General features: G+C 53.8%; 13 protein-coding genes. All 13 read left to right on the top strand.

The features are described 5' to 3' along the window. Window positions 1–323: 323 nt before the first annotated feature. The 13 genes from GX030_04050 to fsa all read left to right on the top strand — a co-directional run bounded on the left by GX030_04050 (window position 324) and on the right by fsa (window position 10,814). Window positions 324–536, top strand: coding sequence for a hypothetical protein (locus GX030_04050; GenBank protein ID NLV91552.1), 213 nt, complete (start codon window positions 324–326; stop codon window positions 534–536). A gap of 36 nt (window positions 537–572) precedes the next feature. After that, window positions 573–1,619, top strand: coding sequence for a hypothetical protein (locus GX030_04045; protein NLV91551.1), 1,047 nt, complete (start codon window positions 573–575; stop codon window positions 1,617–1,619). A 329-nt stretch (window positions 1,620–1,948) separates the two neighbouring features. Beyond that, complete coding sequence (gene ugpC / locus GX030_04040; GenBank protein ID NLV91550.1) at window positions 1,949–3,058, top strand: sn-glycerol-3-phosphate ABC transporter ATP-binding protein UgpC; 1,110 nt, start codon at window positions 1,949–1,951, stop codon at window positions 3,056–3,058. Window positions 3,059–3,362: 304 nt separating this feature from the next. Then, on the top strand, window positions 3,363–3,638 hold the full coding sequence (locus tag GX030_04035; GenBank protein NLV91549.1) for a CopG family transcriptional regulator: 276 nt from the start codon (window positions 3,363–3,365) through the stop codon (window positions 3,636–3,638). A 1-nt stretch (window position 3,639) separates the two neighbouring features. After that, a complete protein-coding gene (locus GX030_04030; GenBank protein NLV91548.1) occupies window positions 3,640–3,993 on the top strand; it encodes a type II toxin-antitoxin system PemK/MazF family toxin in 354 nt (117 codons plus the stop codon). A 138-nt stretch (window positions 3,994–4,131) separates the two neighbouring features. Then, window positions 4,132–4,893, top strand: coding sequence for a gamma-glutamyl-gamma-aminobutyrate hydrolase family protein (locus tag GX030_04025; GenBank protein ID NLV91547.1), 762 nt, complete (start codon window positions 4,132–4,134; stop codon window positions 4,891–4,893). Window positions 4,894–4,955: 62 nt separating this feature from the next. Beyond that, entirely contained in the window at window positions 4,956–6,101 is a 1,146-nt protein-coding gene (locus tag GX030_04020) for an amidohydrolase (protein ID NLV91546.1), read from the top strand. Window positions 6,102–6,125: 24 nt separating this feature from the next. Further along, the gene (locus GX030_04015) at window positions 6,126–7,277 is read left to right on the top strand and encodes an amidohydrolase (GenBank protein NLV91545.1); all 1,152 of its coding nucleotides are present in this window, start codon (window positions 6,126–6,128) and stop codon (window positions 7,275–7,277) included. Between the two features lie 81 nt (window positions 7,278–7,358). Further along, complete coding sequence (gene tsaE, locus GX030_04010; GenBank protein ID NLV91544.1) at window positions 7,359–7,847, top strand: tRNA (adenosine(37)-N6)-threonylcarbamoyltransferase complex ATPase subunit type 1 TsaE; 489 nt, start codon at window positions 7,359–7,361, stop codon at window positions 7,845–7,847. Next, window positions 7,847–8,590 (top strand): tRNA (adenosine(37)-N6)-threonylcarbamoyltransferase complex dimerization subunit type 1 TsaB, encoded by a 744-nt coding sequence (gene tsaB, locus GX030_04005; protein ID NLV91543.1) that lies wholly within the window; start codon window positions 7,847–7,849, stop codon window positions 8,588–8,590. The genes tsaE and tsaB overlap by 1 nt, the downstream gene beginning before the upstream one ends. Further along, window positions 8,581–9,063: a ribosomal protein S18-alanine N-acetyltransferase gene (rimI, locus tag GX030_04000; GenBank protein NLV91542.1), complete on the top strand. Its 483-nt coding sequence runs from the start codon at window positions 8,581–8,583 to the stop codon at window positions 9,061–9,063. Before tsaB ends, rimI begins: the two co-directional genes overlap by 10 nt. Continuing rightward, the gene (gene tsaD / locus GX030_03995) at window positions 9,053–10,075 is read left to right on the top strand and encodes a tRNA (adenosine(37)-N6)-threonylcarbamoyltransferase complex transferase subunit TsaD (GenBank protein ID NLV91541.1); all 1,023 of its coding nucleotides are present in this window, start codon (window positions 9,053–9,055) and stop codon (window positions 10,073–10,075) included. The genes rimI and tsaD overlap by 11 nt, the downstream gene beginning before the upstream one ends. 94 nt (window positions 10,076–10,169) lie before the next feature. Further along, window positions 10,170–10,814 (top strand): fructose-6-phosphate aldolase, encoded by a 645-nt coding sequence (gene fsa, locus GX030_03990; protein NLV91540.1) that lies wholly within the window; start codon window positions 10,170–10,172, stop codon window positions 10,812–10,814. Window positions 10,815–10,823 lie beyond the last annotated feature (9 nt).

Genomic DNA, 10,823 nt, shown 5'->3' with positions numbered 1-10,823 from the left:
TTTCGGGGAAAAGAAGGGATCCCGGTAACCTCACAGAATTAAGCAATTGCAGTACTAAAGTATATGCTAGTGATCGCCTTTGATTACATAACATGAAGTACTGCAGCTCTTTGAAAAAGTCATCTACCCCTGGTGAGACACGGTGGAAGAAAGGAGGTGCCAGTCCGAAGTTTGACCGAGGTTTCACTGATAGGGGATGGTGAGGTACACCAAGTAACTAGACAGACAACGGAAAAGGAAACATGGAAACTTTTCCCCTCAGTCTAGCTAGTTCATCACAGGTGTACTCGAATACACTCAAAACAAACTGAGGAGGAAAACTCATGAAGAAGATTTTAGTTCTGACTCTGGCCATGGTATTTGCTCTGGCTAGCGTAGCTTTCGCTGAAGTCAAGATCAGCGGAGAGCTCAAGTCTACCGTTAAGTACAATGTTGTTGACGATGGTGAGGAATACAAGGGCGCTGCCCTCGATACCGCTAAGGTAACCCTCGCAGCTGAGGAGGAGGGCGGTTGGGCCGCATCCGTTACCCTGTAGAGCAAGAATGGCTTGGGTAAAGGTGCTGTAACGGATGTGGAATGGGACGAGGACGCAGACCAAAAACTTAAGCTCACCCGCTCTGACGGACATAGCGCGGTTGTCCTGGATGCCTACCAGTTTCAATTCGTGGACGAGTGGTTCACCCTTGACGCTTGGGGTGAAGATGCTGAAGTAGCCGAGTACGGTACTGCCCTAGGCTTCATCAAGGCTCCTAAGGATGCCAAGACCGTTCGGTTTACCACTGGTCTTCCTGAGGGCGAAGCAGTAGTCGATTTCTCCGATACTACCGTTCATCTCTTTGGTAAGTATCAGGTAGATCCAAGCCTAAGCTTTGGTGCTGCCGCCCAGCGCAGGGGCTTTGAGCGCTACTCCGTATGGGGTACCGGGGCCATCGAGGGCGTTACCGTGAGCGGTGAATTCAAGAGAGACGCTCGAGCTCGAGTCGAGGGCAACAAGTACGTCGAGGGCAACAAGTACGGTGCCAAGGCCGAGTACAAGGTTGCTGACCTGAAGCTCACTGGACAGTTTGTGCGCGACGAGGCACAAGATGTCAAGGCCGATGAGTCCACCGAGTTGAAGTTTGGTGTGGCTCTTGGCAATGACGATGTTCCTTACTCCGCATCCGTGGATTACAAGACGAAGAGTTATGAGAACGACGATAAATTCAATGAGGTCGTCCTTAAGGGTGACTACGACGTTGTTCCGGAGTTCGTAACGGTGAACGCTTCCTACACCAGAGCTAAGGATGAGAATGGCAATCGCTACGAGTTCAAGTATCATGACTACACGAACACCGAGCAGAAGAAGAATGCTGTTGAGTATAGTAGAATCGAACTCGGTGCTGAAATTGCTCTGACTGAGAAGTTGACCGTCAAGCCTGGTGTTGAGCTAGAGACCATGAAGAAGTCTAGGGAGGCTTCGGATGCTGACGTAGACGTTACCACTTATGTAGTAGACGTCGAATATGCCGTGACTGACAATGCCAGCGTAACCTATGGTTTCAAGCGCATTGCTCAGGAAACCAACGGTACCGACGACCTCGGTTACTTCAACACCCTTGGTGTTAAGCTAACCTTCTAGTCAGTTTACTGAAACTTTCGGGAGAGCCTATATGGTTCTCCCGTTTCTATTGTTCGTCTGTTTCTGTCAATGGGCAAAAATCTGATAGCCGATAAGAAACCTTAACAAATTCAAAGGATATTCTGGGCTCCTCACGAACTATCAGTTAAGAGGTCCCGGAGTATCCTTTTTTCTTTTCGCTACAGATGCAACCTTGGACCCCTTTGTGTCCGCAGTAGAGTATGATTGGCGGGATCTTGTGTAGTGCTGAATGAGAAAATCAGTGCTTGTTCCTTTATGGGAACAGATGCTAAGAAGATCTTTGGACTTCTTAAGGGAGGTTGCGACAATTGGCAGAAGTTATTCTGGAAAATGTGACTAAGCGATTTGGCAATGTAGTTGCCGTTAACCAGGCTAATCTAGAGATCAAAGATAAGGAATTTATCGTTCTAGTTGGACCATCGGGTTGTGGAAAGTCCACCACTCTGCGGATGATTGCCGGTCTCGAGGAAATCACCGATGGAACCATCAAGATCGGAGACCGGGTGGTCAATGATGTCCCACCGAAGGATCGGGACATTGCGATGGTATTCCAGAACTACGCCCTATATCCCCATATGGACGTCTATAACAACATGGCCTTTGGTTTGAAGCTCCGCAAGTTCCCCAAGGCGGAGATAGACCAACGGGTGAAGGAAGCGGCTCGGATCCTGGGGATTGAAAACCTCTTGGATCGCAAGCCCAAGGCTTTGTCTGGAGGTCAAAGACAACGGGTAGCCCTGGGTCGGGCCATCGTGCGAGAGCCGAAGGTGTTCTTGATGGATGAGCCCTTATCCAACCTCGACGCTAAGTTGCGGGTACAGATGAGAGCTGAGTTGTCAAAGCTGCATAACCGGTTGCAGACAACTATCATCTACGTGACCCACGACCAGACGGAAGCTATGACCATGGGCGACCGGATTGTGGTGATGCGGGATGGGCTAATCCAGCAGGTAGGTGCTCCGCTGGATATCTACAACAATCCCGACAACATGTTCGTCGCCGGGTTCATTGGCAGTCCAGCGATGAACTTCCTGAACGTAGTACTCAAGGGTGAAGGTGACGACCTCTACGTAGATGGTGGTACCTTCAAACTCCGACTACCCAAGGAAAGGGCAGACCAAATTAGGAATATCGGCGAGTATGTCGGTAAGGAAGTTATTATGGGAATCAGGCCCGAGGATATCTATGATACAGAGCTGCTCCCAGAGGTCGATGAGTTGGTCACCATGACCTGTAATATCGATGTGACAGAACCCATGGGTTCAGAACTGTACCTGTATCCTTCAATCGGTGAGCACAGCTTCATTGCTCGGGTTGCATCTACCAGTACCGCTAAGCCCATGAGTTCTCATCGGTTGAGCTTTGACATGATGAAGGTTCATCTCTTCGATCCGCAGACCGAGGAGACCATCCGCTAAGGGAATATCCCCTGGCGCTTGTGAATAAGAATATGTTAGTACAAGGGAAGATCACAGCCGATCTTCCCTTGTCTACTTAATCTGGTGGGGTAAGCCTGTGGTGGTTTCCATGAATTGCAGGGACCTGAACCATATGTCGCGACAGGATAATGCTGTTCTACCAAGAAGATACTTACTATGGATATTTGCCCGCAAAGCAAGGGACTTTGCTGATGGTATTGAGTAAGGCTCAAGTCCCAGGGGGAGACTAAATTTACTCCCGATCACGAAACCCGAAGGTTACGAAAGAGGTGCAATAGGGTAAATGAGCACTAGTCATAAGAAAGTCGTGATATCTTTACCCCATCACTTGCTTCAGGAGGTCGATAGACTGGTTCAAGCAGAAAAGCTGGATCGCAGTCAATTGGTGGCTGAGGCGATGGCTCAGTATCTTCAGGAGCACAAGCGTGCGCGATTGCGTGAAGAACTGAAGGAAGGGTATATTCAGATGGCTGGGATTAATCTCCAACTAGCGGAAGAGGGCACCAGCGAGATCGAGGAGCTTTACTCATACGAAGAGCAGCTTGCGGAGGCTAAATGAATTGGTTGAGGTACAACGGGGTGACATCTTCTATGCAAATCTGAATCCGGTGATCGGCTCGGAGCAGGGAGGAATTCGCCCTGTTTTGATACTGCAGAACGATATTGGCAATAAGTATAGTCCTACGACGATTATTGCAGCTATCACTTCTCGCATCAAAAAGGCCAAGTTGCCGACCCATGTGGAGCTGGAGTCCAGTAAATATAACCTAGAAAAGGACTCCGTGATTCTACTGGAACAGATTAGAACCATCGATAAACGACGGTTAAAGGAGAAAATCACTCACCTAGATGATGACACGATGATGCGCATCAGCGCGGCCTTAGAAATCAGCCTAGGTCTGGTGGACCTATAACCTTTGCTAACGGGCACCCCTTCGGGCGCCTTTTTTCTTTTTAGCAGGAGATCTCACCTTGAACCTGAAATGGTATTGCTTAATACTGTGTTAGTATCCGCAGATAGCGCCCTGGTAGTACATAGAGGGCGTTCGGTGATGGATAGGGAAGAGAGGACTAGCAAAGTGAAGAGAAAACCCATTATCGGCATGACCTGTGGTTACGAAGAGGAGGTCAGGGAGCGCTTTTATATCAACCGCACTTATATTCAATCCATTGAAATGGCTGGCGGCATCCCGCTCCTACTCCCAGGCCTAGCTGAGGCAGAAAATCTGCTGCCCCTATTGGAGCAGCTAGATGGAGTACTGCTTCCGGGAGGCTGGGATCTCGATCCCGCCTATTGGGGCGAAGAACCCATGGGTGTGGGGACCATTAATCCTATTTCCGACGAACTGGATTTGACAGTAGCCCGCTGGGCTTTAGACAGAGGATTGCCCATCCTGGGTATCTGTCGGGGGGCACAGGTGCTCAATGTCGCCGCCGGTGGCTCCTTGTACCAAGACATCCCCAGTGAAGTAGCCCAGTCGCTAAAGCACGCCCAGGATGCTCCCCGGTGGCAGCACAGCCATTGGATCAGTATCGAACCTGGCAGCATCTTGGAGGGGATGCTGGGGACCACCAAGCTGCGGGTCAACAGTTTTCACCACCAAGCGGTGAAGGACCTGGCCCCAGGTTTTCGGGTGACGGCTGCCGCCAAGGACGGAGTCATTGAAGCCATTGAAAGCACCGACTTGCCCTTTGCCGTGGGGGTGCAGTGGCATCCGGAAACGATGTGGGGGCATTATCCCATATTTAAGGGGATTTTCACCGCCTTGATTGAAGCGGCTTTGCCCGGAGCTGCCGCCCGTAACGTCGGTTAGGAAGGTAGGAGGTCTGATCCTTGGTTTTAGCACAGTTCTTGCACAGTCCGTTACATGAGTACATGATCAGCCTGCGACGCCGGATTCACCAATACCCGGAGCTGGGCTTTGAAGAAGTGAAAACCGCCGCCTTGGTGGCCGAGGAACTGGAGAAAATGGGTCTTGAAGTCACCACCCAGGTAGCCCGTACCGGGGTAGTGGGGGTGTTGCGGGGAGGGCAGCCTGGCAAGGTTGTAGGCCTGAGAGCCGACATGGATGCCCTGCGGGTCCAGGATGGGAAGGAAAACTGTCCCTATCGTTCCCGTAACGACGGTGTGACCCATGCCTGCGGTCACGATGGTCACGTTGCCATGCTTTTGGGGGCTGCGAAGTACTTGTCCCAGCAGCGGGAAGAACTTGCGGGGACCATCAAGTTCATCTTTCAACCGGCGGAGGAAGAGCCCGGTGGAGCGGAGCCGATGATTGCCGCCGGAGTCCTATCCAATCCCGAAGTTGAGGCGATGTTGGCTCTGCACCTGTCCAATAACCTGCCGGTGGGCAAGATAGGGCTGCGTTACGGCGCCACGATGGCGGCGGTGGATCGTCTGTCCATCACCATCCACGGCGCCGGAGGCCATGGTGCCGCGCCCCATCAGACGGTGGATGCCATCGTCGTTGCCGCCCAGGCAGTGACGGCCCTGCAGACCATCGTCAGTCGCCGCCTGAACCCCGCTGAGCCCGCGGTGGTAACCCTGGGCACCATCAGTGGAGGATATCGGCACAACGTCATCGCCGATCGGGTAGAGCTGACGGGGACCGTTCGCACCCTCTCCAGCCAGGTGAGAGACCAGATCGAGCAGGAGATCGATCGAATTCTAGCAGGGGTGTGTGCCGCCTATGGGGCTAGGGCAGAATTTGAGCTAACTCCCGTGTATCCTGCTACCATCAATGCCGAAGGACCCACCAAGCTGATGGCTGAGGTAGCAGCAGACCTCTTGGGTGCCGAGGGCGTCATTTACGAACCCCACGCTTCTATGGGCGGAGAGGACTTCTCCTATTTTGGCCAGGTTCCCGGGGGTGCAGCCTATATCCATGTGGGAAGCAAAAATCCCGCCAAGGGCTTTGTCTATCCCCACCATCATCCAAAGTTTGACTTTGACGAGGACGCCTTAGGGTACGGCGCGGCCTTAATGGTCCAATGGACCCGGCGCTATCTCCTCGGCAAATAACTGAGAGTCAGGGAGGTCATATGAGTGATTGCAATTGTCAATGCCACCATCAATACTATTACTCAGGGAATAATAGAACAGGGTACTTTACTCATTGAGGGCAGCAAAATCAAAGCCGTGGGCAGGGATATCCCCATTCCCGAAGGTGCCCAGGTGATCGATGCCACCGGCAAGGTGGTCTTGCCTGGGTTCATCGATGCCCATGGTCATGCCGGCGTCGATGAAGAGGGAATTGGTCCCGCGGGTTGGGACTACAACGAGTCGGTGGATCCTGTCACCCCAAGCCTTCGGGCCATCGATGGGATTAATCCCCAGGAGCAGGGGCTTAAGGATGCCTACGAAGGCGGCATCACCGCCATGTGCATCGTCCCCGGCAGTGCCAATGTCATCGGCGGGGAAGGGGTAGTGATTCGCACCTACGGCCGGATTGTCGATGAGATGGTGATCAAATCCGGTGGTTTGAAGGTCGCCTTTGGGGAAAATCCCAAGCGGGTGTACCAGGGACAGAAGAAGTCTCCGGTGACCAGAATGGCGATTGCTGCTTTGCTGCGGGAAAACTTGGTTAAGGCCCAAAACTACCTTAAGAAACTGGAAGAGGCGCAGTCCGATCCCAGCAAGGCTCCGGAACGGGACCTGAAGATGGAAATGCTGGTTCGAGTCCTGCGGAAGGAGATCCCGCTGCGGGCCCATGCTCACCGGGCCGACGACATCGTGACCGCGGTGCGTATTGCCGAAGAATTCGATCTGGACATTCTGATTGAGCACTGCACCGAGGGCCACCAGATCGCGGATTTTCTGGCAGCTCGAAACATTCCCGCCATTGTAGGTCCGACTTTGACCTCGCGGTCCAAGGTGGAGCTAAAGGATAAAACCTATGCCACCCCTGGAGTATTGCACCGGGCCGGAGTGAAAATTGCCTTTACCCTGGATCATCCCGTGGTTCCCGTCAACTACTTGCCCGTTACCGCGGCCCTGGCCGTCAAGGAAGGCTTGCCGGAGGCAGCGGCCTTAGAGGCGATGACCATCAATCCCGCTCAGATTCTGGGGATTGACGATCGCTTCGGCAGCTTGGAAGCTGGAAAAGAAGCCGACTTAGTGATCTGGAGCGGAAATCCCCTGGATATTCGCTCAAAGCCAGAAAGGGTCTTTATTGCCGGGAAATCGGTGGTAGAATAGACATATATTAGCACTCAGTGTTTCACTGAGTGCTTTCCGTACCACCCCATATTTTTGGAGTGGCAAAGCAAAGTAGGTGTAATTACTATGGAATTGATCATTAATTCCACCAGTGAAGCCAATACTCGGGATATTGGAGCCGCTTTGGCCAAAGCCCTACAGCCGGGAGATATTATCGCCCTCACTGGAGACCTGGGTGCAGGCAAGACCGCTTTGGTCAAGGGGATTGCCCAAGGTTTGGGAGTACAGGAGCCTGTCACCAGTCCCACCTTTGCCCTGGTCAACGAATATTATGGACAGATGCCGGTGTATCATTTTGATGTCTATCGGTTGGAAGAGCCGGAGGAACTAGAGGACATCGGATACGAGGAATACTGGTATGGGGAGGGAATAACCCTCATTGAGTGGGCGAACCTGGTGGAGGATTACCTGCCGGAGGATGTGATCTGGATCACCGTGGAAAAAACCGGCGCTGCGAAGCGGCAATTGGTGATTACCGGACAGGGATCCCGGATGGTGAACCTGGCTGAAAACCTTAAGGACATGGCAGAGGTTGGAGAGATTGACTGATGCGGATTATTGGAATTGACACATCTACGGCCGCGGGCGGGGTAGCCTTGGCGGAGTCCGGGCGCTTGGTGGCCGAGTACACCCTACAACTGACCGCGACCCATTCCGAGCGGTTGATGCCGGCCCTCCAGCAGGTGATGGCCGATGCCGGCTGGGAAGGGAGCAGCGTCGACGCCATCGCGGTGGTCCTGGGCCCTGGCTCCTTTACCGGCCTGAGAATCGGCGTAGCTACGGCCAAAGCTCTGGCCTATACCTGGCAGATTCCTGTGGTTGGAGTCAGTGCCCTGACGGCCCTGGCTTGGCAGGTGGGATGGGCTGGCCAAGTGGTTGTCCCCATGGTGGATGCTCGGCGGCAGACGGTCTATACCCAAGTGTTTACCGGGCTTGGCAGCGGGGAACCTACAGATAGCCCAGCGGATCCATCACCTGGGCCCCAGCCCTTAGGAGAGCCCGGCCAGGTGGCGGTGAAGGACTTGCTGGAGCAGCTGGAGGCCCAGTATGGGTCGACTTCCATTGTGGTGGCCGGCGATGGGGCCTTGCGTAATTTGGAGCTGCTCAAGCCCTTTATTCAAGCAGGCAAGATTACTATCCCCCCGGGCTCCGGTGCATTGCTGCGGGCGGCTGCCGTGGTCGAGGTGGGGCAGGAGTATTTGCGCAAGGGTGTTACTACCGATCCAATGACATTGGTGCCTTTGTATCTTCGCAAATCGGAGGCCGAGATTAAATGGGAAGCATGTCAGTGAATCAGCGGACCCCAGGAGAAGTAGTGCAGATTGATTTTATGACCCTAGAGGACATCCCGGAAGTGTTGGCCATCGAGAGACAATCCTTTACTACTCCCTGGTCCCGGCAGGCCTATACCTCGGAGCTAAGGGACAACGATCGGGCCCATTACCTGGTGGCTAGATATAAGGATGCGGTGATCGGATACATTGGGGTATGGCTCATCGGCGGTGAAGGCCATATCACCAATGTTGCCGTTCACCCCCAGTGGCGCAACCAGGGTGTCGGGCGTTTGCTGCTGCAGGCAATCGAGAAGTTAGTCAGTGGCTTTGGAGGAGAGCGCCTGACCCTAGAAGTGCGGGTGTCTAACCACGTGGCCCAACATCTTTATCGTTCCATGGGATTTGTTGGGGTGGGGATTCGGCCTGGATACTACCAAGACGATCATGAAGATGCTCTAATAATGTGGAAGGAAATCGACGTTGAAAAGTAATGATCTAGTATTGGGAATTGAAACCAGTTGTGACGAGACCGCAGCCGCGGTCATCGTTGGCGGCAGAGAAATAGCTTCAAATGTAATATCATCGCAAATCGATTTACATCGGCGCTTTGGCGGTGTGGTTCCCGAGGTAGCCTCCCGGAAACACATCGAGCTGATCCTCCCGGTGGTGGATACTGCCCTGGAGGAAGCCGGTGTGGGGTTGTCGGATCTGTCGGCCATTGCCGTCACCTATGGTCCCGGTTTGGTGGGAGCTTTGCTGGTGGGAATCAGTACCGCCAAGGCCTTGGCCTTTGCCCAGGGCATCCCCCTAATTGCCGTCAATCACATCGAGGGACACATCTACGCCAATTTCTTGGCCCACAGGGACATTGAGCCTCCCTTGGTCTGTTTGACCGTCTCCGGCGGTCACACCGATCTGCTGTACATCGAGGATTACGGCGCCTATCGGATCTTGGGGCGCACCCGGGACGATGCCGCCGGGGAAGCCTTTGACAAAGTCGGGCGGGTGCTGGGCCTCCCTTACCCCGCGGGACGGGAAATCGATGCCCTGGCCCAAAGGGGAGATCCAACTCGCTATCCCTTGCCCCAGGCGATGCTGGGGGATGACACCTACGATTTCAGTTTTAGTGGCCTGAAAACCGCGGCCATCAACCTGATCCATAATGAGGAGCAGCGGGGAAGGGCCGTAGATGTGGCGGATTTTGCCGCGAGTTTGCAGGAGGCCATCGTCTCAGTACTGGCGGCCAAGACCCTGCGGGCGGCCCAGGAAAAGGGAGTGGATACCATTCTCCTCTCGGGAGGTGTTGGGGCCAACAGCGGCTTGCGGCAGCGCCTTGCCCAGCTAGGTGCTCAGCGGGGTATCAAGGTATACTATCCACCGCCGGTGCTGTGTACCGACAATGCCGCGATGATTGGCTGTGCCGGATACTATCGCTATCGGCGGGGAGACTTTGCCTCCTGGGACCTTAACGCCGTTCCCGGCCTACAATTGATGGAGTCCTAGAAGTCGCAGTCCTGGCAGCGGCGAGGGGATCCCCACCGGGGAAGAAGGACAAGGAAGACTGAGGGTAAGATCAACAGGGAAGTGAGGTTTTCCTATGAAACTGTTTATCGATACCGCGAACGTCGAGGAGATTCGTGAAGTTGCCAGTTGGGGCGTATTGTCCGGAGTCACAATCAACCCTTCGCTGATTGCCAAGGAAGGCCGGGATTTCCAGGAAGTGGTCCAGGAGATTTGTACCATCGTCGAGGGTCCCATTAGTGCCGAGGTGATCAGCACCGATGCTCCCGGGATGGTTAAAGAAGCCGAGGAGCTGGCCGCATGGCATGAAAATGTTGTGATCAAGGTACCGATGACCGACGAGGGGCTAAAGGCTACGGCGATATTGTCCGAGCGGGGAATTAAGACCAACTTGACCCTAATCTTTTCACCTCACCAAGCCCTGTTGTGTGCCAGGGCAGGAGCTACCTACGTCAGCCCCTTTGTCGGTCGTCTAGAGGACATTGGACATGAAGGCATCGAACTAGTTGCCGACATCGCCGAAATCTTCGATCTCCACGGAATTGACACCGAAATTATCGCTGCCAGTATTCGCAGTCCCAACCACGTTCTTGCCGCGGCTCGAGCGGGAGCCCACATCGCCACCATTCCCTACCGTGTATTCCAGCAAATGCTCAAACATCCCCTCACCGATGCCGGAATTGCTCAGTTTCTTCGGGATTGGGAGTCTGCCCGACAATAAATTCATAAG

Source organism: Bacillota bacterium (genome assembly GCA_012727955.1).
Classification (GTDB): Bacteria; Bacillota; Limnochordia; order DTU087; family JAAYGB01; genus JAAYGB01.
This window is presented reverse-complemented; position numbering and strand designations above follow the sequence as displayed.